Consider the following 22435-nt stretch of genomic DNA (forward strand, 5'->3'; position numbering starts at 1 on the left):
GTTTTGCCCTTATCACGGAGTTTAATGGCTTGCTGGCGTAAAAGTTCTTGTTGCTCTGTGCTGAGCTTGCGTGCATCTGTAATCATGGGTACATTATATCAGATGTAAACTTCCACCGGGTTAATACAAACAAGTATACCCACGGTAACAGATGAAGTATGTACGTCAATCAATGCTCTCAGGTACGATTTATTCATATCCGCATTTACCCGAATTAAGGCTATCTCATTATTTACAATCAGAAGGAGTAATGAGCACTTGGAATATAAGAATATTGTTCACATCGAAATACTCCATCGATAGATTAATACCATTGTTCAGGAACTTACGCTTACTCTTATCAGAACAGACGCTAGTCACTAATTGCGGAACCAGGCTTGCTGTTATTTCGCTAGAGACAAGCTCTCCTGCCGATACGTTAGTTATGGTGTGACTATTGATGATTGTATTGTGTTCGATAGCTATACTGTTGAGAACAGTATTTTGATCCAGATTTATAGGTAAACGGGAATTAATATCATCTAATTCCGATGATAGACTAAGCAGCATAAACTCTTTTTCAGATAACGATAGTTCAAAGCTGTTAGCGCTGTTTGTATTCGTATAGTTCTTGAAAACTACAAATCCAAGCAGCGCAACAACACACGTAATCAGAAATATACGTTTTTTTGTCATTAAATTATTAGTAACCAAGTGTTTGCTTTATTACTAAAGAGATCTTCAACTTGAAGAGTCTTGGCTGGGTTCAGCTTCAGCTTCAGCTTCATCTTCAGTACCTTGCTTGATAACCTTAGACTGTCCCATGGTGATTTTAACTGTATTCGGATAAGAGTACGCACTTCCATTATTATGGTCTATGAGTGCGCCCACACCACCACCAAATATGATGTTACCCCACATATTAGCTTTGGTATCTGATACAACATTAGCCAGACCGTCTGAGTATCCATCTTTAGTACATCTGACTAGTAAATCTTTGTTAGATCTATGAACCATGGTCGAGGTAGGAGTGACAGCCGTCCATGACCCCTCATCATTGGTAAGTTCACACGTCGCTCCATTTAATAATTCATTATCTGATTTATAAGTAAAAACTGAAAGATTCTGGCTGGTTCCCTCACCCGTAAGCGTGGAGCAACCACTTATGATAGCTGAAACCGTCAAACAAGATAAGATTGGTAAAATTTTCAAAATAACTGCCTCCTTTAGGGCATTCAAAAGCGCCGAACTAGCTGGATAATCAAGAAGTTCTATTTCATATGAAAAAAGAACATTCTCCTGCGCTATCAATTCCTTACGCTCAATAAAGTAAAAATTGATACTTAGTTTAATGGTAAAGTAAAACTGGCCATCATTTTTCAGTTATTCAAATCTGCTTATTCTCTTGGAGTTTGGCTGCCTTCCAAGCTGAATTTACAAAAGGAACAATAACTGTCAAGTGATAAAGAAGAGATAATGAACATCGCGATTTCCTTTAAGAAAAAACGAGAATGCTCAACTGCACTCTTCAACCGGGTGACGAGCCTACCCGCGCTTTTTACCTATCCCTTTGTTTCATACTGTTTTGTATAGCTTCTAAGCAGCAAAACAAGTCTCTATCTAACGACAAGCCAAGCATAACCCCAGTATTGATAAAAATAAATAGTAAAATCAGACTGCTTCCGCTAAAACACACTCACGTCAAACAGTAGTCTATGTCATAGATATAGAAGGCTTTCCCGAACAACGAGCAAGTCACGTTCTTTGTGACATTGGAGCTAGGAACAACGGCTCTTATACGTTTACAACGGTTTTTTTAATGCCCAAAAAGCTCCATGATTCTGCATTCCTAAAAAATGCATTATAAGGGTCTTGAATTTTGCACAAGAGTTAATCCTATTTTCTTAACCCTGCAGACTGCAAGACCTGACCCCAATTTTTCCTTCAATTTCCCTATACTCACTGCGGGAGTTGAGGGGGCCGCAATATCTCTGCTAAACCCCAAACTGGCAATCTTCTTTATCGCTCTTTTTTCACCGTTCGTCAGCCCCGATGCGACGCTGTCAGATCAGCTTATAATGACAGCCACCGCCTTACTGGTTGATAGCATTGTAGTTTTCCTGCTCTCCCATGGCCCTATTCTTAAAACCCTGCAAAACCGCAGCCAACTGGTCAACCGCCTGACCGGTGGAATACTGATTGCGCTGGCTGCCCGGGTTGTGACGCTGTGATACGGATATCTCTCTGAACATAGGAGCTAATCATTGATCCAAAATCAACGAACTTGCTCCCTTAATCCGTAAATAAATGGCAGAGGGACATCTATCTGCAGACTATCTTTGAAATGATCATTAATTTTTACTTATAAAACAGTAGGATAAAAGCAGCGCTCTTCATCTTTTTCCGTAGCAGCGTTCTGGCAAGTGACGAATCCCGTCTAACCACTGCATTTAAAATGCGCAGCCACGTCTAACTACTCACAAAGGCTCCTAACAGCGCTTCATTGGTCGGATAGGTCTCGAACAACTCAATCAGCTTCCGGGCGCCCTCTTCTGGTTTGAGGTTGACAAGGCTGCGCCGCAAAGCCTGTATCGCCTGGAGATCTTTCGGGTTCAGCAGAAGCTCTTCACGGCGGGTGCTGCTTTTGGCAATATCCAGCGCCGGGAATATGCGCCGATTCGCTGCCTCGCGGGATAATACAACTTCCATATTCCCGGTGCCTTTGAACTCCTCAAAGATCACCTGATCCATACGGCTGCCGGTATCTACCAGAATAGTCGCCAGAATGGTCAGCGATCCACCGTTTTCAATCTTGCGTGCCGAACCAAACAGCTTGCGAGGGATCTCCAGAGCCCGGGCATCAACACCGCCCGATAGGGTTCTTCCGCTACTTTTACGTTCAGCATTGTGCACCCGGGAGAGTCTTGTCAGCGAGTCAATGACGATCATCACATCATGACCTTCACCCGCTTCCCTGCAGGCTCTATCGAGCAGTTGATCGGCCACCCGGACATGATGGGCATAGTTTTCATCCGAGGATGAGGCATAAACCTCTGCTGGCACGCTGCGCTTAAAATCGGTCACCTCTTCGGGCCGCTCATCGATGAGTAGTGCATACAGTCTGATCCCGGGATAAGCCTGACCCACTGACTGGCAGATATGTTTTAACAGCGTCGACTTACCCGAACCTGGTGGTGCAACAATCAGCCCCCGCTGCCCCAGTCCGACAGGCGTAATAAGATCCATCGCCCGCATAGACAGTTGCTGGGAACCTGATTCAAGGCGAATACCGGGAGATGGGTGGACGGCTACACCATTTAAGAAACGCTTCAGCGGGTTATCATCGGACTCACCTCTGTGCCCCTCATCAACAGACTTGACAGCTGCGCTTTTTTTAACCTTCAGGCTCAGGGTTTTTCGTGTCATGGTATCGCTATATCACTCTGGGAAATTAAGTGGATTCTGATCAGGTTAATGCTGCGTTTATACGGTGCACTCAGGGTAGCCTATGTAACCGGCCGAGTCTCGTTTACACAAAAAAAGAGCGCCGAAGCGCTCTTGATCTTGCCGGTCGCGCAGCGACTGTGTTTAAAGAGACAGGTCGCGATTGCTCGCCTTGATAAACTCTTGCTTCAGTTCGGCAAAAGTATGTACCGCCGGGAACTGCGGGAACTCATCGATCACATTCTGTGGTGAATGGAACAGAATACCGGATTCAGCCTGCGTCAGCATAGTGGTGTCGTTATAGGAATCGCCCGCGGCAATCACCCGGTAGTTGAGCAGTTGGAAAGCACGTACAGACTGACGCTTAGGGTCTTTCTGCCGCAGGGTGTAATCGGTGATACGACCACTCTGATCCACTTCCAGCTTATGGCACAGCAGCGTAGGATAACCCAGTTGCTTCATTAGCGGTGCAGCAAACTCGTAGAAGGTATCAGACAGAATCACCACCTGAAACCGCTCACGCAACCAGTCGATAAACTCACGGGCACCTTCCAATGGCGAAAGACGATCAATAGTTGCCTGAATCTGCGGCAGGGTCAGGCCGTGCTCATCGAGAATCCGCAAACGCTGTTTCATCAGTACATCATAATCGGGAATATCGCGGGTAGTCGCTTTCAGCTCTTCAATTCCGGTTTCTTCAGCAAAGGCGATCCAGATCTCAGGGATCAGTACACCTTCCAGGTCAAGACATGCGAGTTCCACAAGCGACTCCTGTGTTTTTAGTTAGTCAGCACTAAACGCTATCAAATAATGTGCGGCAGATTCTACCGGAATGACGCACTGCTCAACAAGTAGGCAGAGGCAGCGATATCACTTTTAAGACCGATCATTAAAGGCGTTGATCTAACGCAAGTAATCCGATTACTGAGTTTAATTTCGCTAGAGAGATAAAACACTCTCCCCCTAAAATGGCCGTTTAGTCTATTCAGGAGATACCGTTTATGGGTCAGGCAGAAAATACGGACCGCTATGTCAGCTTCTGTGGCATTGAATGTGATCGCTGGGCTGATGAACTCCATAACAAACTACAGAAGATTCTGAATTGTGATGGCAATGAACAATGGCAGCGCTATTTTGCAATAAAACTTGAAGAACAGACCCGCATGAAGCATGACAATCTGTTCTTTATCGGTGCGCAGATGAACAACCTCTACAGTTTTTTTGAAGAGCATGATGATCAGCCGGCGTTGCAACTGCTGTGGAAGCTGGAACAGGAGTGCTGCTGAGCGGCCCGCTGCTTACGAGACACTAACCGTCATCCCGCCGAGAGCGGTTCCCACGGCAAACAAGATCAACTGGCTCACCAACACCAGCAGGATAATATCCGGCCAGATATCCGCATCACTGAACTGCTTTAACAGATAAAACAGTACAATAATTGAGAGCAGCCAGCCAAATGAGGGGATCAGCGACACCAGTGATGCCGCTCCTGCTGCGATAACCGTGTGTAAAAAACTCAGATGGACCGCCGTAACTTTACTGACCATCCATAAAATCGCACCGGTGATAACAGCATCCAGCGCTACAATAAGTATCATATCCATTGAAAAACTACCGCTCCGCTACTTAAGAGTTATGGAGACATTTTTTTGTTAACAACGCTGTCAACTCACGTTCATTGAGCACAGGTTTATCTGTCAAACCAACGTTCTTTTGCAGAACACTTCCTGCACTTTTTGCAGTTATAGAGATTGCCGTTCGAATCATATAAATTAAAACTCCCCGGCCTTTCTGAGTGCGTTCACGTTATTCGACAAACCAGTCAGCGGCATCCATACCGCTTTCCATGAAACCCAGTTTTATCGGATATTCCTTTCCGCACCCTGTTACCCCCATAGCTCTCGTCAATGTCTGGCTCCAGCATCGCCAACCGGCATAACCATAATGTAGGGAGTGAAATGTTCAGGACTGCTACAGCCTTGTCCCGCAATTTTAGCTGCGACACCAATCATGGCATCATGAATGAGTGTTTCGTTTGCACGACTGCCCGCCTGAATGGCACCTTCAGGTAACAGATCAGTTGCATAAACAGATTGAATTAAAGAAGCTGATAATATACAGGCACTTGAAACTTTCATGGCAATTCCTTTTACCAATAAGAACGAATCATTCGTTAAATGACCCATTCAATATAACCAGGGATGATTAAAGTCCGGCAATAATCTTTCGATAATCACTAAAGGTCAAGGCTTTTCTTGCCATTGAGACGCTACGTAATCGATAAAAGCCCGCACCACCGGCTGCTGATAACTGCGTGATAGATACACAGCCCATACTGACTGTGGAGGCAAAGTAAACGCTTCTGGCAGTGCAATCAGATCACCGTTATTCAGATAGGGTTCGACCAGATCCATCGGCAATCTTGCGATACCCATTCCGGCGACAGTCGCATTCACCAGTGTTACCGCATCATTGGCTCTTAGCGAACCGGTAACATCGACTTCATCTCCTGAAGGAAACTGCCAAAGATGTTGATCAAGGTGTATCAGACAACCGTGTTGCTTCAGATCCTGAATTGTCTCAGGCGTGCCGTTTGCCTCCAGATATCCGGGGGATCCACAAATGATCGACTTTACATCAAACAGACGTCTGGCGATCAGATTGTCATGGGGTTGCTGAGTATAACGCAGGGCAATATCGACGCGCTCATCCACGAGTTGTGCATTTTTATCCGACAACACTAACTGAAAGCTGACTTTAGGGTGCCGCTGACTGAACTCGGTGATCAGGGGTAATAGCTGTGTTTGTCCGAGTCCTATCGGCGCCGCAATACGAATATCCCCTACCAGCTCTGTCGCATGCAGATGCGCGTTGTTCTCTAGTTCTGCAGCATCATTGAGCATACGCTCACATATACGTAAAGCATCTTCGCCTGCGCTGGTTAAACTAACCCGCCGGGTGGTTCTGTGCAACAGGCGAATCTGCAACCAGTCTTCAAGCTCCTGTACATCCCTTGTCACACGAATTCTAGGCACATCAAGTTGTTCAGCTGCCCGGGTAAAACTACCCACAGACGCGACCTCGACGAAACTACGCATCGCCTCGAGTTTACTCATGATTAGTTCTCATAATGATACAAACATATTCAATATATCTTGTTTATCCACATAAATGTAATCAATAAACTAGCTCTATTCGTTTACAAACAGCTTTAAACCTTAGGGAGAATCAATATGAAATTAGCGATTTTAGGTGCCACTGGCTGGATCGGTTCAACAATTGCGGCTGAAGCGCTGTCACGCGGACATGAAGTTATCGGACTGGCACGGGATATTAATAAGCTGCCTGCAGCGATCACCTCAAAGCGAAGCTATGACATCCAGGCTGACAACGCTCTGAAAGATACGATAGCCGGAGTTGATGCCCTGATTATTTCCATTGGCGGGCGCACTCTGGGGAATCATGAAATCGTCGCCGCTACCGCGCAGAAAGTTCTGACAGAACTGGCTGACACAGATATTAATCGGTTAATCTGGGTGGGTGGTGCAGGATCATTAGAAGTCGCGCCCGGTGTGACGCTGCTATCAGCACCGGGCTTTCCGGAAGAGTACAAAGCTGAAGCCATTGCGCAAGGTGAAGCACTAGCTGTTTTCAGGAACAGCAATACAGCTGTCAACTGGCACTACGTCAGCCCCGCTGCAGAGATTTTCCCGGGCGAAAAGAGCGGTCATTATCGTGTCGGGGGTGATCAGCTACTGACGGATGCAGAAGGTAACAGTAAGATCAGTGTTCAGGATTACGCCTCAGGATTACTGGATGAAGTGGAGTCTGGTGCCCATCCGCAACAGCGAATCGGCCTGGCGTACTGATCGCGTTTATTTGCAAGCAGTTTTACGTTAGGCGTAAAACTGCTTCAGTTATGCACTCCCTGAATTCCGGCTATCATCGCGACACAGCCAAAAGAGATCAGCTTTCCGCTTTAAATTTGGGCACCACCCCTTCGATCCCAACGTCCAGCCGTGGTCGGTTTGCTTCCACTTCGGTCAGCGCTTCAACCTCCCGCATGGTGTTCATGCTGCGAATCACCAGGTCCTGATACTGCCGGGTCCCGGCTGATTTCCAGTCGATCTCTTTATCTGTCAACTCTTTGATCACCCGTGCCGGAGAACCTGCCACCAGTGTTCGCGCAGGTACATCCATCGACGCTTTGACAAACGACATCGCGGCGACAATAGACGACTCACCAATAACAGCCCCATCCATAATCACCGAGTTCATCCCCACCAGGGCATTTTTACCGACAACACAGCCATGCAATACGGCACCATGACCGATGTGTCCGTCCTCTTCCACCACCGTGTCGGTGCCGGGAAAGCCATGCATGACACAGGTGTCCTGCAGATTTGCGCCCCGTTTAAGTTCAAGACGCCCGAAATCCCCCCGCAAACAGGCAGCAGGACCGATATAGCAACCGGGGCCGACAATCACATCACCGATCAGAACAGCGCTGGGGTGCACATAAGCCGAAGGGTGAACAACCGGGGTAATACCATCGAGTGAATATACTTTCATAATGCTATTCCATGTTTCTGAATGGACGAAATATTTGTGTAGCTATTACTTTAACGGATCTGAATATACAGGAATACCCCTATATTTATTTAGCGTCAAAAATAGTTAACTTGCTAACTAATTTATACTGCGCAGGATAATAACTGTCACTGCCCAAATGTATAACGTTTACTCATTAATACCAGAATACTGAGATCGGATGTTCAGACCCACTTCAACCGCCGTTATTGTAACGCTGGCCGCCGCAGTCGCACTAGGCCCTCTATCAACCGATATGTATCTGCCCAGCCTGCCAGGCCTGACCCGGGTGTTTGATACCTCGGTTGACCGGGTGCAGATCACTCTGTCGGTATTTCTTTATGGTTTTGCCTTTGCGCAACTGGTTTACGGTCCCCTGGCCGATCGCTTTGGTCGTAAGCCGGTGATGCTTGGCGGGTTGCTACTGTTTGTCCTGTCCTCCCTGGGCTGCGCTGTTGCGACCACGATTGAGCAACTGATTTTTTTCCGCTTTCTGCAGGCTCTTGGGGCCTGCGGAGGGCCGGTTCTGGGACGCACAATGGTCCGGGATATCCATGGACCGGTCAATGCGGCCAGAGTGCTGTCGATGATGGGCAGTATTATGGCGCTGGCACCCGCAATCGCCCCGGTCATCGGCGGCTATATGCTAGCCTGGTTTGAATGGCGCGCGGTGTTTATCTTTCTCACCGGGTATGCAATAGCCTCAATGCTGCTGATCGCCTTTAAGGTGCCTGAATCTCTGGCCGATAAGAATCGCAGTTCACTCAAACCACTGGTTATCCTGGGTAACTTTGGTTTGTTATTAAAACATCGGGAATATCTTGGTTACACCCTGTGCTGTAGTTTTATTTTTTCCGGACTGTTTGCCTTTCTCTCCGGTGCTCCGTTTGTGCTGATCGATTACTTTAAAGTACCGGCGCAACACAGCGGTATTTTCTATGCGTTAGCGTCCGGCGGTTTTTTGAGCGGCACGCTGATTGCGCAGCGTATCGGTTGTCGCACCGGTATTAATGGGGTTCTGCAGCGCGGTACCGTTATCAGCGTGCTGGCGGGACTAAGTATGGTGCTACCGGCGCTGCTGGATATTCATCACCTGTGGCTGACGGCCATTACCCAGATTGTCTATATGTGTGGTGTCGGTATGGTGATGCCTCAGGCAATGGCGGGGGCACTGGCCCCCTTTGCAAAGATGACCGGAACAGCGTCCTCCCTGCTGGGCTTTAGCCAGTCACTCATTGCCGCCAGTATCGGTATGCTGGTAGGTCATTATCACAGCGGCACACCGACAACCATGGCGGTGAGTATTGCCGCCATGGCGATCCTCTCTCTGGCCAGCTTATGGTTGCTGGTAAAGCCGGGCAGGATTTAGCATTAATCGTGCTATAAACCACCCCCCGGAGGAGAGATAGCCAAAAGCAATATTAGGGTATATCCTTATCGGCACTTACGTCAGAATCTGACTATACATCAAGCTTCAAGGCGGTTTACTGCCCCTGTTACGCGGAGAATTTTTATGCTGATCTACCCAAACTCATCCTGCCTTCTGGTTGTCGATATTCAGGAAAAACTGGTACCGGCAGTACATGAAAGTGAAGCGCTGGTGACCAATGTCCGCTGGCTGGCTGAGGTGGCCAAACTGGCCGGGGTTCCGATTCTCACCTCTGAACAATACCCGAAAGGGCTTGGACGAACAGTACCCGAACTGCTTGAAGTGCTGCCCGAAGATGGCTTTATGGAAAAGCTGCACTTTTCCTGTATGTCAGACCCCAGTTGCAATGAAAAAATCAACAGCATTCGTCCCAACCAGGTCATTATCGTCGGAATGGAAGCACACGTCTGTGTTATGCAAACAGCCATTCAGATCAAACAGCAGGCCCGTGAGGTCTATGTGGTGGCCGACGCGGTTTCTTCGCGTAACCCGGCAGATAAACAGGCAGCGCTGGAACGGATGCGCCACTGTGGTATACACATCGTGACTAAAGAGATGGTCGGCTTCGAGTGGATTCAGAAATCGGGCACCGAGGAATTCAAAACCTTCAGCACCCAGTTTTTACGCTGATGCCTGAAAACTGCAAACACTTGTCTGATAACACACATCTTATTGAAAATATGACTCTGGGCCGGTAAACGGCTCAGAGCTTTATCTTTTCTGAAAGGTCTCCTGCAGAGCCCAGAATAATATCCACCAGGCTTCGGGCCGCAGTCGACAGTGGATAGCGCTTACGTGTCACGACTCCTACCGGACGTGACATAACCGGCGTATCCAGCGCCCGGCACACCGCTCCCAGCTCCCTCATCTGCTGAATACATAGCGAAGGCACTGCACTCACCCCCAGGTCTGTTGCCACCATCCTGCCGATGGTTGCCAGTTGGTGGGTTTCAAATTCCGGCGATACCAGCATCCCCAGTTGACGCAGTTTAGCCTCAATCAGTAAACGGATACTTGAGGGGCGCTGTAATGCGATAAAATCACTTTTCAGTAATGCCTGCCACGGGACATGCGACTGTCCGGCCAGGGGGTGCTGCGGATGCACAACCGCGACAAAACGGTCATCAAACAGTGGCGTGAAGGCAAGATCTTCAGAGCGTCCCGGATCAAAGGTGATCCCCACTTCCACCTGGCCATTGCGCACCATATCCACCACATCTTCGGCGATAACATCATTGATAGTGATGCTGACATTTGGATAGAGCGCGCGGTACTGACTGATAATGCCCGGTAACAAACTACTGGCAAAGGATGGCATTGCTGCCAGCACCACCCGCCCCCGGTTAAGGGCAAAACGCTGATTCAGGTCATCCAGGGCCGCTTCGCAATCATGCAGAATTTTCTGCGCCACTGGATAAAACTCCTCTCCCTCAGGGGTAAGCGCGATCGCCCGGGTGGTTCGGCTGAACAGCGCGCCTCCCACCTCCTCTTCAAGATTTTTAATTGTAATACTCAGCGCGGGCTGGGACAGATGAACCTGAATACAGGCCTCCGTAAAGCTTTGGGTACGAGCCACAGCGACAAATGCTCTTAACTGCTTCAGGGTGATATTGACCATTTTACTGTTTTCCAGCCGGTCATTTTAAACCGGGTATGTTGTGGAACAGGGATTTCATATATATAAACAAATTTTATAAATACTTCAAATCATTAAATTTGCTAAATGATACGCGGTATATAAGACTTAACTTATTCGTGAGTCAGGTATCTGGTGTTCCGGGAACGGAACTGTCCCAGCCAGATACCACCCTTAAATACGAAGACCCCTATAAAAAGAACTGAATTGCGGAGTTGCACACATGTCGGGTTTTAACAAAGTTGTGAACAGCTATGAAGAGGCGATGGCTGGCCTGGAAGATGGTATGACCGTCATTGCCGGAGGCTTCGGTCTTTGCGGTATCCCCGAAAACCTGATTGCTCAGATCAGAAAGATGGGCACCAAAGAACTGACCTTTGTATCGAATAACTGTGGTGTCGATGATTTTGGTCTCGGCATCCTGCTGGTCGATCGCCAGATTAAAAAGATGATCTCCTCCTATGTGGGCGAAAACGCCCTGTTTGAAAAGCAACTGCTGGCAGGTGAACTTGAAGTCGAACTGACCCCGCAGGGCACGCTGGCTGAGAAAATGCGCGCGGGCGGAGCCGGTATCCCGGCATTTTACACGGCCACTGGTTACGGTACCCCGGTAGGCGAAGGTAAAGAGGTGCGAGAATTTAATGGTCGCAAATACATTATGGAAGAGTCGATTACCGGGGACTTTGCCATCGTGAAAGGCTGGAAAGCGGATACCTACGGTAATGTAATCTACCGGGATACCGCACAGAACTTTAACCCAATGGCGGCCACTGCAGGGAAAATCACAGTGGTTGAAGTGGAAGAGATTGTTCAACCGGGTGAACTGAAACCCACCGAGATCCACACACCAGGAATCTACGTTAATCGTGTGATAAAGGGCAGCTTCGAAAAACGTATTGAGCAGCGCACTGTGCGCCAGGCCTGATACGACACTCCGGTAAATTATTGAGTTTCTGATAGCCCTGTCGCTACACCGCTGTCAGAAAGAAGAGGAAAGACAATGGCACTCTCACGTGAACAGATAGCACAGCGTATTGCACGCGAACTGGAAGATGGTTTTTACGTAAATCTGGGTATCGGCATCCCGACCCTGGTCGCAAACTATATTCCTGAAGGCATCGAAGTGATGCTTCAGTCCGAAAATGGCTTACTGGGTATGGGCCCATTCCCTACTGAAGATGAAATTGATGCGGATATGATTAACGCGGGCAAACAGACCGTCACCGCGGCCACCGGCGCATCGATATTCTCCTCCGCTGAATCCTTCGCCATGATCCGTGGCGGGCATGTCGACCTGACCGTGCTGGGGGCATTCGAAGTTGATGTTAACGGCAATATCGCTTCCTGGATGATCCCAGGAAAACTGATTAAAGGGATGGGCGGTGCAATGGATCTGGTGGCCGGTGCCGAGAACATTATCGTCACCATGACCCACGCATCCAAGCATGGCGAATCCAAACTACTGACCAACTGCACCCTGCCCCTCACTGGCGCTGGCTGTATCAAAAAAGTGCTCACTGATCTGGCATTTCTGGAGATTAAGGATGGCGCTTTCCACCTGAAAGAGCGCGCGCCTGGCGTCTCTGTGGAAGAGATTATCGAGAAGACAGAAGGTAAGCTGGTTGTGCCGGAGCATGTGCCAGAAATGACCTTTGCTTAAAAGCAGTAGTTAGGTGCGCCTTCGCCGCTTGCTAGTGGTTAGAAAAGACGTATGGACGTGGTGATAATTGGACATTAGAAACAATAATCATTGGTCTGTTTAGAAAGGCTGATACCTGATGTATCAGCCTTTTTTGTTTAGCGGTTGAAAGGATCTTTAAGCTAGTTATTACAATCCTGCTATATGCCTGACAAAAACGTCGGGCTCGATAACCCCGATCAGCGTCATACTCGGATGATACTGCCCCGCCCGGTCATAGAAGATCAGTGCCGGTGGGCCAATAACACGATAGAGAGCGCTTAACTCTTTTGCCGCATCATCATTGGCGGTGACGTCAACTTTAATACGCTTGAAACCACTCAGCCCCTGCTGTACTGAACGATCAGCAAAGGTCAGATTGTCCAGTTCGACACAGGAGATACACCAGTCAGCGTAGAAATCCAGCATCACCGGTTGCTGCCGGGCTTTCGCATCACTGAGTAAGCGATCCAGCTGCTGTTTATTGGTGACGGTAACAAAGTTCATCTCTGCGCCGGACTGCGCCCCGGCACCGCTGACAGCAAACCCTTTTAGCGGTTGCATCAGACTGTTGCCTCCTGTCAGTCCACCGATAAAGAGAATACCGCCGTAAAGCAGCAATACCACTCCGACCCCTTTCCAGAAATAACTCCAGCCCGCCGCATTATCCTTCAGCCGGTCGAGCGCTTTCATATGTACCGCAGCCACCAGCAGAATCACCGCATAGAGCAACAAAGCAACATTATCGGCAATCACCCGGTCGAGCATCCAGACCGCCAGTAACAGCAGCATAACGCCGAACCCGGCTTTCACACTTTCCATCCAGAGACCTGCTTTAGGCAGCAGTTTGCCCGCAGACGCCCCGACAATCAGCAGAGGGACTCCCATCCCTAAACTCAGACTAAACAGCGCAGCGCCTCCCATCAGTGGATCGCCACTCTGGCCAATATAGATCAGCGCACCGGCCAGCGGTGCCGCCATGCAGGGGCCCACAATCAGTGCCGATAACAGCCCCATGACCATAACGCCCATCACCGTGCCGCCTTTCTGGCTGTTGCTCATATTATTCAGCCGACTCTGCCAGCTGGAAGGCAACTGAAGCTCATAGAAACCAAACATCGACAGTGACAGCAACACAAAGATCAGACTGAAAAAGCTGATCACCCAGACATTCTGAAACGCCGCCTGCAGATTTTCACCAAACAGACCGGCAATCACCCCGGCAACCGTATAGGTGATGGAAACCGATAGCACATAGATCAGCGAGAGAAAGAAGCCATGTCGGGCTGTGGCTTTATGCCCATGACCCGCAATAATACTGGAGAGAATAGGAATCATCGGGAATACGCAAGGGGTCAGCGCCAACGCCAGACCAGCGACAAAGAAGGCGCCGAGAGTCAGCAGCAGACCGCTACCGGAGATCAGCGCGGCGAAACGATCCTGTTCACTCTGTATCGATGAAGATGAGGTCGGATTCATGCTTGGCGCAGTGTCCGGCTGACTGACGGTGGGCGGAGTGATACTGTCAACGGCCGCTGTGTCACCCGCCTCTCCCGGATTAACCGGCAACTGTGTAAGGTTGAAAGTTTTGCTGACCGGCGGATAACAGATCCCACCTTCCCAGCAGCCCTGATAGTTTACCGTCACGACACTATCTACCGGCTGCCCGGTAGTACTGGTCAGATCAAGATTAACAACCGCCTGATTGTGATACACCCATACCTGACCAAACAGGGGATCGTCTTTCTGTTCAGCATCGGAGTAGCGACGATCCAGCTCTTCCACTTCCGGGGTATAATCCAGCTGTATCTTATCGCGGTAAAGATAGTAACCATCCGCGATGGTCCAGATCAGTTTAACGGCACCGTCAGCGTCCTGTTCATAGTCAAATACAAAAGCCTGCTCAACCTGCAAGGGGCCATCATCACTGGCAAACGGATTGGCATTATCAAACAGCCCCGCACTGACAGGTGTACTAAACTGTAAAAACAGTAACATCAGGATGGCGATAGCTGGCATGGTCAGTCGTTGAAGCAGTAACGGCACGGAAACCCCTTAATGTAATAGTCAGATCGAACGGTTTATGGACAGCAAGCAGTCTGGGGAGTTCGATCCGGCCTGCAGATAATCAGGCTGAACACATATTAAACGATGATAAATCCTCTGGCTTTACAGTAAGCCTGCTAATTTTGTTAATTGTATCACCGGATAGCACCGATCAGCACTTAAACCTTCACCATTAATATGTTACAAAGTACCTCCTTTACGAACGCGCTAACGGGTGTACAGGGTAAAGGCTGTGCACTTTAGGAAATTGAGATGTCTGATAACCGAGTCGAAAACCTCAATATTGAGAGTAATACGGTTCTGGTCACTCCTGACCAGCTGAAACAAAAACTACCTCTGAGTGAAACTGCAGCGGCCACTGTTATGGAAGGTCGTCAGGTGATAAAAAACATTCTGAAAGGTGAAGATAAGCGACTGTTTATCGTGGTGGGCCCCTGCTCTATTCACGATACCAAGGCGGCGATCGAATATGGTCACAAGCTGAAACAGCTGGCTGAACAGGTTCAGGACACTCTCTATCTGGTTATGCGCGTATATTTTGAGAAGCCCCGGACCACCATTGGCTGGAAAGGCCTGATCAATGACCCCCATATGGATGACTCTTTTGAAATTGAAGAGGGCCTGCATATCGGTCGCGAGCTGTTGATTGAGCTGTCTGAGGCTGGCCTGCCACTGGCAACTGAAGCACTGGACCCCATCTCACCACAGTACCTGCAGGATCTGATTTCCTGGTCTGCCATTGGTGCCCGCACCACCGAATCACAGACCCACCGGGAGATGTCCAGCGGCCTGTCCGGTGCTGTCGGTTTCAAAAACGGTACCGATGGCGGCCTGACGGTTGCTATCAACGCACTTGAATCTGTGGCGCACCCGCATAATTTTCTGGGTATTAATGAGCAGGGACAAGTCTCCAAAGTGCACACTAAAGGCAATAAATACGGTCATGTCGTGCTGCGTGGAGGTAATGGCAAGCCAAACTACGACTCAGTCAATGTCGCACTGTGCGAACAGGCACTGGATAAAGCCGGACTGAAGAAAAACATTATGGTGGATTGCAGCCACGCAAACTCCAATAAAGATCCGGCCTTACAGCCACTGGTGATGGAAAATGTTACCAACCAGATTCTTGAAGGCAATAAGTCTATTGTTGGTCTGATGATTGAGTCCAACCTGGGCTGGGGTAATCAGAAAATGACGGCAAACCCGGCTGACCTGCAGTATGGGGTCTCGATTACCGATGCCTGCATAGACTGGGATACCACCGAGAAGTCGCTGCTGGATATGTACAATAAGCTGAAACCAGTGCTGTCCAAGCGCTAATCCCGCCCTGCTTAAAAAAAGGATCTTCGGATCCTTTTTTTGTTAATACCGGCTGCAAAAGTTAAAAAAAGCATGCTGCACTGCGGTAATAAAACTACAGTAATACTATCTTTTAGTCGATATTCCCCTCCAGAAAGTGCAGGACTACTTCAGTATTAGTAATTTTTTGACGTATAATGCGCCCGCGGAAATTAATTATAAGGCTTAAGCAAAGATGTTAAGGACAGCCACAAGCTGCCCTGTTAAGCCTCTGGCTACCAGCCAAATGACAAGGGGATAAAATGACTACAACGAATCAAACTATTTACTGGACCCTTACCGACGAAGCACCATCACTGGCCACCTGTTCTTTACTTCCTATCGTAAGAACGTTCACCAAGGCTGCGGGCATCGACGTTAAGATCAGCGATATCTCTCTGGCTGGCCGTGTGCTGTCAGCATTCCCCGAAAAACTGACCGAAGAGCAAAAAGCGGAAGACGGCCTCTCCTTCCTGGGAGCCCTGACTCAGGACCCCCACGCAAACATCATCAAACTGCCAAATATCTCAGCCTCTATCCCTCAGCTGAAAGCCTGTATCGCAGAACTTCAGGCGGAGGGTTGTGATATCCCGAACTACCCTGAAGCACCACAGACCGAAGAAGATAAAGCAATCCAGGCACGCTATTCCAAGATTCTGGGTTCTGCTGTAAACCCGGTACTGCGTGAAGGTAACTCAGACCGTCGTGCACCCGGTGCTGTGAAAGCTTACGCACGTAAGTTCCCCCACTCTATGGGTGAATGGAGCAAAGCTTCACGCACCCACGCTGACTACATGCGCGATGGTGACTTTTTCTCCAGCGAACAGTCCATCACCATGGATCAGGCCGGCGATGTCCGCCTAGAGTTTGTTGATCAGGCCGGAAACGTCGAAGTTAAGAAAGAGCTGAGCCTGGAACAGGGCGAGATTCTCGACAGCATGCGCATGAGCTGCCGGGCGCTGCGTGAGTTCTTTGAAGAAACCATGCAGGATGCAAAAGAGACCGGTGTTATGTGGTCTCTGCACGTTAAAGCAACCATGATGAAGGTGTCTCACCCGATCGTATTTGGTCACGCAGTAACCGTATTCTACAAAGAACTGTTTGAAAAATACGGCGATCTGTTTGAAGAGCTGGGTGTTAATCCGAATAACGGTATCGGCAGCGTATACGATAAGATTTCATCACTGCCAACATCCAAGCGCGAAGAGATTGAAGAAGCGATCCACGAGTGTCTGGAGCACCGTCCGGAAATGGCAATGGTTGACTCTGTTAAGGGGATCACCAACCTGCACGTACCTTCTGACGTCATCGTTGATGCATCGATGCCTGCAATGATCCGTAACGGCGGTAAGATGTGGGGCCCTGACGGCAAGCCAAAAGATACAAAAGCGGTTATGCCGGAAAGCACCTATGCCCGTATCTACCAGGAGATGATCAACTTCTGTAAAACCAACGGCGCATTCGATCCGACTACCATGGGTACTGTGCCAAACGTTGGCCTGATGGCGAAGAAAGCCGAAGAGTACGGTTCGCACGACAAGACGTTTGAAATGATGGCCGATGGCATCATGCGTGTTGTTACTGCAGACGGTACCGTGCTGATGCAGCACGATGTTGAGAAAGGCGATATCTGGCGTGCGTGTCAGACCAAAGATGAGCCGGTACGTGACTGGGTTAAACTGGCCGTGACCCGCGCGCGTCAGTCCGGCATGCCTGCTGTTTTCTGGCTGGACCACAAACGTGCTCACGACCGCGAACTGATCAAAAAGGTAAATACCTACCTGCAGGATCACGATACCGACGGTCTGGATATCTCCATTAAGACTTACAATCAGGCGATCCGTTTCAGCATGGACCGTATGATCCGTGGTAACGACACGATCTCTGTCACCGGTAACGTGCTGCGTGACTACCTGACCGATCTGTTCCCCATCATGGAACTGGGCACCTCTGCGAAGATGCTGTCGGTTGTACCGATGCTGAAAGGCGGCGGTATGTACGAGACAGGTGCAGGCGGTTCCGCACCTAAACACGTACAACAGGTTGAGGAAGAAAACCACCTGCGCTGGGATTCACTGGGTGAGTTTCTGGCTCTGGCAGTGTCTCTGGAAGAGATGGGTATTAAGGAAAACAACAAGCGCGCATCCATTCTGGCGAAAACTCTGGATGCCGCTACCGGCAAACTACTGGAGAACAATAAATCTCCTTCACGTAAAACCGGTGAACTTGATAACCGTGGCAGCCACTTCTATCTGGGCATGTACTGGGCACAGGAAGTTGCAGCACAGACCGAAGATCCCGAGCTGGCCGCTCACTTTGCGCCTCTGGCAAAAACCCTGAGCGACAACGAAGCTCAGATTGTTGCTGAACTGAGCGCAGTTCAGGGCAAACCGGCTGAACTCGGTGGTTACTACCATGCTAATCGCGAAAACGTTAAGAAAGTGATGCGTCCAAGCGAAACGCTGAATGCAGCACTGGCGGCGCTGTCCTAAACGTTTAAACCACGCTTAAACCGTAAAAAAACCGGATCAGGTTCACTGATCCGGTTTTTTTTGTAGCGCCCTTATGTAATGCTGGCAGTCGCAACCCTGCCACAACAGCCCGCTATGTTAATGCAGCTTCATTTTAGGCTTCACGGTCCCGCTTATCTTCTGAGCCCAGTACACGGCCGCCGCCCTGAGCCAGCCATGAATCGCAATCTGGTGCATCCGGTAGAGTGAGATATACACCAGCCGCGCCAGCTTACCTTCGATAAACATCGAACCTTTGGTGAGATTACCCATCAGACTGCCAACAGTGCTGTATCGACTCAGGTTAACCAGCGACCCATGGTCTTTATAGATATACTCCTTCAGCGGTTTACCCTGCTCAGAGAGGATAATATTCCTGTACACCAGGCTGGCCATCTGATGCGCCGATTGCGCCCGGGGTGGCACCCAACTGCCATCCGGCTGCTCGCACGCGCAACAGTCACCGATAACAAACACGGCATCATCCACGGTACTCTGCAAGGTAGGCTTAACCACAATCTGGCCATTGCGGTTAGTATCAAACAGACCGATCTGCTTGATAAAGTCCGGGGCCTTAACCCCGGCAGCCCAAACCTGAAGATCTGCATCGATCAGTGCGCCATCCCCAGTCACAAAACCCTCTTCGGTTGAACTGGTCACCCGCACATTTTCATGAATGGTAATACCCAGCGCCATCAACTCCTTCTTCGCCGCCTCAGCGATCCTCAGAGGCAGCGCCGGCAATATCCGCGGGCCGGCCTCGATCAGGTCGATGCTGAGACGTTTGCCAGACATATCCGGCATTCCGTAGATCTTAAACAGATCGGCTACATGGTAGAGCTCTGCCGCCAACTCAACACCTGTTGCTCCCCCGCCAACAATCGCCAGACGCAGCTTGGCATCGGATGATTTCTGGTTAATCCGCAAAAACTGATTTAACAATGCCCGGTGGAAACGCTCCGCCTGCTGATGGGAATCGAGAAAGTAGCTGTGCTCAGCCACACCCGGAGTACCGAAATCATTGCTGACACTGCCAACCGCCATCACCAGCGTATCAAAGGCAATCTCCCGTTCCGGCAGCACCTCTTTACCCTCTTCATCTTCAAGGGACTGTAGCCTGATCGTTTTCGCCACCCGGTCCAGACCGATCATGGTGCCCAGCTGAAACTGATAATTATGAGCCGCCGAGTGGGCGCGATAGACCACGCCATCACTGTTCATATCCAGTGAGCCGGTGGCGACTTCATGCAATAAAGGTTTCCAGATATGGCTGCGATTACGATCAACCAGAATGATATTGGCGCGTTTCTTTTTACCCAGCTTATGTCCGAGCCGTGTTGCCAGCTCAAGACCGCCAGCCCCTCCCCCTACGATTACGATTGTTTTCATTTCAGATCCTCAAAAAAGTCAGGTTAGCACTCAGGTCTCAGCACTAACCTGACTCAGCTGAGCAGAACAGCAGCTAGTTTACAGTCGTAATAAACCCTCTGTTGACTAATATATAAATATATCGATAGTGCAAAACTGCTGATACTTTCAGGCAGGGTGTTATCAGTCAGACGTCTGCTGTTGCAAAAATTGACACAGATCATAGATTATGAAGAAGACGGCCCCCGGAGTAAACGATCTCAGAAAATGAACGGAGAGATCGTACTAACTCATGATGACGCCAGTACAACGGCAATTCGCATGCCCTCTGATTCAAACAGCTGTTCGTATACAGGAAAAGAGGGTTTCTCTTAAGCCCTGACGGGCTCCAGGTGATACCCATTTTAAGAGGTCTCCTGCTTGAGAAAGCCAGTCATTACTGATTAGATGAGTTTGATAAGCTGTTTTTATAAAGTAACGTTAACTATCGATTTTTGCTGCCTTTACTCAGCTTTATCGGCCTCCAAATCAGATAATAGTTTGGCTTGTCTGATTATATCTATGCGAGGATGGACATGGTTATCACAGAGGTTATTTGATGAAACTCATAAATGATGACACGCTTGAATTTGAAGAGATTTCGAGTGACTCAGAATCAATACTGGTCTCCCGCAAATCCTACCGCCTGCCTGTTCAGGACCGGGATAGTAATTTACTGGAAGCCAACGGCCACACTTACCCCCTGCTGGACATCAGCCCTGAGGGGGTTTGCATCGGCATCGAAGCCACTTCACCAATCTCCACTGATGATATCCAGCCAAACTGCAGGATAACCCTTGGCGACCAGAGTTTTGAGGGGTTAGAAGGAGAAGTGGTACATGCTTCTCTTGATGGCGATGGCAACTGGATATGTGGTATCCAGTGGTTAAAGGTTGAAGAAGATACCTTAAACGCCTTAGAGAATAAGTTAGCCTCCCTGCGCAAAGAGATTTTTGACAATGCCTGAAAATAACCAGTTAGATATTATGGGGCTGTTGCTGAGCGAGGAAGTCGGTGACGATATAGATGAACTTCAGCAGCTCAACAACATCATTTTTTGTGATACCGACTCCACCCCTCTGAATGAAACCCGCAAGGACCAGGGTGAGCTGATATGGCAGACTGAGAGTGACCAGTTTGCGATTCATGCCTGGAAACTGAAAGGGAAAATAAGTCTTAAATTTATCACCAAGTCCAAAAATAACGTCTCAGTGGAAAGGCTGGCTAAGATCGCCTTGAAAGCGATCCTGGATGACCTTAAGAAGGCTAACCCATGACTATAATTGTATGCCCAAACTGTTCTCGTAAGCATCATGCTGATACCAGCAAGGTCGCTGCCAAAAAACGATTCGTAGTCCGGTGTAAGGCGTGTGATCATAAGTTTCTGATCAATCTGGATCACAGTGAGGTCATTCAGCCGGTTACCTCAGCGCCGCCGCCACCCGCGCCTGTCCCCACTGGACAGCCCGCTGCTGCCACTAATACCAGCAGTGCGGCTACGCCTGAACCGCAACAGAACCAGAATAAACCCAGAAAGATCTGTGTTTCTCTGAGTAAGGGCGGCGTAGGTAAAACTACAACCGCAGTCAACCTGAGTGCAGGCCTGGCAATGGCCGGCTATAAAGTACTGCTGATTGATACCGACACCCAGGGGCAGTCCTCCTTTATGCTGGGCAAGAAACCCCCTGCCGGTTTAACCGAACTGCTCACCGGGGAGCTGACACCAAAAGAAACCATTGTTGAAGCCAGGCCCAACCTGTTCCTGCTCAGCGGTGGACGCTCACTGGCGGGGGTCAAGCGCATTATCGATAAGAAGAGCTTTGGTTCAGAATGGACCCTGGCAGAAGCGATGGAGGATCTCGATAAAGAGTATGACTATGTCATTATCGACACCTCTCCCGGCTGGGATCAGCTCACCGTAAACGTACTGTTTTACGCCACCGAAGTACTTACGCCGGTATCCCTTGAGGTGATGTCGCTGCATGGTCTGGCGGAATTCACCAAAAACCTCCATGCAATCAAGAAATATAAAGAGATCGATCTTAACTACATTCTGCCAACCTTTCTCGACACCCGGGTGGAGCAACCGCAGAATATTTACCGCAAACTGCAGAGCCTCTACGGCGATAAAGTGTGTACACCGATTCGCTATGACGAGCAGCTAAGCCGCTCACCCTCTCATGGAGAAACCATCTTTGAGTTTCTGCCTGATGGTGATGGGGCTGCTGACTACTCCGCACTGGTGAGAACCATTACCGGCAACAAAACCATTCTTCTGGGAGATAAAAAAAATCACGATGAAACCGTGATTCCCTCTCTGTAGAACAGCCAGCTTCAGGCCCAAAAAAAGACAAACT

23 protein-coding genes are annotated in these 22435 nt (G+C 49.2%); 12 read left to right on the forward strand and 11 right to left on the reverse strand.

Annotated elements, in window-relative coordinates; genetic code table 11:
- Positions 1-228: 228 nt before the first annotated feature.
- Positions 229-675: a hypothetical protein gene (locus tag JW499_RS19995; protein ID WP_205212244.1), complete on the reverse strand. Its 447-nt coding sequence runs from the start codon at positions 673-675 to the stop codon at positions 229-231.
- A 45-nt stretch (positions 676-720) separates the two neighbouring features.
- Positions 721-1191: a hypothetical protein gene (locus JW499_RS20000; RefSeq protein WP_205212245.1), complete on the reverse strand. Its 471-nt coding sequence runs from the start codon at positions 1189-1191 to the stop codon at positions 721-723.
- Between the two features lie 644 nt (positions 1192-1835).
- On the opposite strand from JW499_RS20000, the gene JW499_RS20005 reads away from it, so the two are divergent.
- Positions 1836-2210, forward strand: a complete 375-nt coding sequence (locus tag JW499_RS20005) for a LysE family translocator (RefSeq protein WP_232846545.1) — start codon at positions 1836-1838, stop codon at positions 2208-2210.
- A gap of 238 nt (positions 2211-2448) precedes the next feature.
- Here the strand turns inward: JW499_RS20005 and rho are convergent, their stop codons facing one another.
- On the reverse strand, positions 2449-3405 hold the full coding sequence (gene rho, locus JW499_RS20010) for a transcription termination factor Rho (RefSeq protein ID WP_205212246.1): 957 nt from the start codon (positions 3403-3405) through the stop codon (positions 2449-2451).
- Between the two features lie 162 nt (positions 3406-3567).
- Complete coding sequence (gene thrH, locus JW499_RS20015) at positions 3568-4185, reverse strand: bifunctional phosphoserine phosphatase/homoserine phosphotransferase ThrH (RefSeq protein WP_205212247.1); 618 nt, start codon at positions 4183-4185, stop codon at positions 3568-3570.
- Positions 4186-4424: 239 nt separating this feature from the next.
- Here thrH and cowN point away from each other — a divergent pair, with 239 nt between their 5' ends.
- Entirely contained in the window at positions 4425-4709 is a 285-nt protein-coding gene (cowN, locus tag JW499_RS20020; protein WP_205212248.1) for a N(2)-fixation sustaining protein CowN, read from the forward strand.
- Positions 4710-4721: 12 nt separating this feature from the next.
- Here the strand turns inward: cowN and JW499_RS20025 are convergent, their stop codons facing one another.
- From JW499_RS20025 to JW499_RS20035, 3 genes are all read right to left on the reverse strand, one after another.
- Positions 4722-5027: a hypothetical protein gene (locus tag JW499_RS20025; RefSeq protein WP_205212249.1), complete on the reverse strand. Its 306-nt coding sequence runs from the start codon at positions 5025-5027 to the stop codon at positions 4722-4724.
- 300 nt (positions 5028-5327) lie between these two features.
- Entirely contained in the window at positions 5328-5609 is a 282-nt protein-coding gene (locus tag JW499_RS20030; protein ID WP_205212250.1) for a hypothetical protein, read from the reverse strand.
- 57 nt (positions 5610-5666) lie between these two features.
- On the reverse strand, positions 5667-6539 hold the full coding sequence (locus JW499_RS20035) for a LysR family transcriptional regulator (RefSeq protein ID WP_205212251.1): 873 nt from the start codon (positions 6537-6539) through the stop codon (positions 5667-5669).
- A 117-nt stretch (positions 6540-6656) separates the two neighbouring features.
- Between JW499_RS20035 and JW499_RS20040 the strand changes: the two genes are divergently transcribed.
- A complete protein-coding gene (locus JW499_RS20040) occupies positions 6657-7292 on the forward strand; it encodes an NAD(P)-dependent oxidoreductase (protein WP_205212252.1) in 636 nt (211 codons plus the stop codon).
- Between the two features lie 97 nt (positions 7293-7389).
- Here JW499_RS20040 and paaY read toward each other — a convergent pair whose 3' ends face one another.
- The gene (paaY, locus tag JW499_RS20045) at positions 7390-7995 is read right to left on the reverse strand and encodes a phenylacetic acid degradation protein PaaY (RefSeq protein ID WP_205212253.1); all 606 of its coding nucleotides are present in this window, start codon (positions 7993-7995) and stop codon (positions 7390-7392) included.
- Between the two features lie 199 nt (positions 7996-8194).
- On the opposite strand from paaY, the gene JW499_RS20050 reads away from it, so the two are divergent.
- Both JW499_RS20050 and JW499_RS20055 read left to right on the forward strand, forming a co-directional pair.
- Positions 8195-9382, forward strand: coding sequence for a Bcr/CflA family multidrug efflux MFS transporter (locus tag JW499_RS20050; protein ID WP_205212254.1), 1188 nt, complete (start codon positions 8195-8197; stop codon positions 9380-9382).
- 144 nt (positions 9383-9526) lie between these two features.
- Entirely contained in the window at positions 9527-10072 is a 546-nt protein-coding gene (locus JW499_RS20055; RefSeq protein WP_205212255.1) for a hydrolase, read from the forward strand.
- 73 nt (positions 10073-10145) lie between these two features.
- Here JW499_RS20055 and JW499_RS20060 read toward each other — a convergent pair whose 3' ends face one another.
- On the reverse strand, positions 10146-11060 hold the full coding sequence (locus JW499_RS20060) for a LysR family transcriptional regulator (protein WP_205212256.1): 915 nt from the start codon (positions 11058-11060) through the stop codon (positions 10146-10148).
- A 241-nt stretch (positions 11061-11301) separates the two neighbouring features.
- Here JW499_RS20060 and JW499_RS20065 point away from each other — a divergent pair, with 241 nt between their 5' ends.
- Both JW499_RS20065 and JW499_RS20070 read left to right on the forward strand, forming a co-directional pair.
- A complete protein-coding gene (locus JW499_RS20065) occupies positions 11302-12003 on the forward strand; it encodes a CoA transferase subunit A (RefSeq protein WP_205212257.1) in 702 nt (233 codons plus the stop codon).
- 75 nt (positions 12004-12078) lie between these two features.
- Complete coding sequence (locus tag JW499_RS20070) at positions 12079-12738, forward strand: CoA transferase subunit B (RefSeq protein WP_091358464.1); 660 nt, start codon at positions 12079-12081, stop codon at positions 12736-12738.
- Between the two features lie 168 nt (positions 12739-12906).
- On the opposite strand, the gene dsbD is transcribed toward JW499_RS20070, so the two are convergent.
- Complete coding sequence (gene dsbD / locus JW499_RS20075) at positions 12907-14802, reverse strand: protein-disulfide reductase DsbD (RefSeq protein ID WP_205212258.1); 1896 nt, start codon at positions 14800-14802, stop codon at positions 12907-12909.
- A gap of 273 nt (positions 14803-15075) precedes the next feature.
- Between dsbD and JW499_RS20080 the strand changes: the two genes are divergently transcribed.
- Both JW499_RS20080 and JW499_RS20085 read left to right on the forward strand, forming a co-directional pair.
- Positions 15076-16143, forward strand: a complete 1068-nt coding sequence (locus JW499_RS20080; RefSeq protein ID WP_205212259.1) for a 3-deoxy-7-phosphoheptulonate synthase — start codon at positions 15076-15078, stop codon at positions 16141-16143.
- A 281-nt stretch (positions 16144-16424) separates the two neighbouring features.
- Positions 16425-18653 carry an NADP-dependent isocitrate dehydrogenase gene (locus JW499_RS20085; protein ID WP_205212260.1) on the forward strand — a complete coding sequence of 743 codons (2229 nt, stop codon included), beginning with the start codon at positions 16425-16427 and terminating at the stop codon, positions 18651-18653.
- A gap of 117 nt (positions 18654-18770) precedes the next feature.
- On the opposite strand, the gene JW499_RS20090 is transcribed toward JW499_RS20085, so the two are convergent.
- Complete coding sequence (locus tag JW499_RS20090) at positions 18771-20060, reverse strand: NAD(P)/FAD-dependent oxidoreductase (protein WP_205212261.1); 1290 nt, start codon at positions 20058-20060, stop codon at positions 18771-18773.
- Between the two features lie 577 nt (positions 20061-20637).
- Between JW499_RS20090 and JW499_RS20095 the strand changes: the two genes are divergently transcribed.
- From JW499_RS20095 to JW499_RS20105, 3 genes are read left to right on the forward strand one after another with little or no spacing between them, the layout of a single operon-like run.
- A complete protein-coding gene (locus JW499_RS20095; RefSeq protein ID WP_205212262.1) occupies positions 20638-21045 on the forward strand; it encodes a PilZ domain-containing protein in 408 nt (135 codons plus the stop codon).
- The gene (locus JW499_RS20100; protein WP_091358450.1) at positions 21038-21355 is read left to right on the forward strand and encodes a hypothetical protein; all 318 of its coding nucleotides are present in this window, start codon (positions 21038-21040) and stop codon (positions 21353-21355) included. Before JW499_RS20095 ends, JW499_RS20100 begins: the two co-directional genes overlap by 8 nt.
- Complete coding sequence (locus JW499_RS20105) at positions 21352-22401, forward strand: AAA family ATPase (RefSeq protein WP_205212263.1); 1050 nt, start codon at positions 21352-21354, stop codon at positions 22399-22401. The genes JW499_RS20100 and JW499_RS20105 overlap by 4 nt, the downstream gene beginning before the upstream one ends.
- Positions 22402-22435: the final 34 nt, after the last annotated feature.

Origin of the sequence: Amphritea pacifica, assembly GCF_016924145.1 — a bacterium.
GTDB lineage: Bacteria > Pseudomonadota > Gammaproteobacteria > Pseudomonadales > Balneatricaceae > Amphritea > Amphritea pacifica.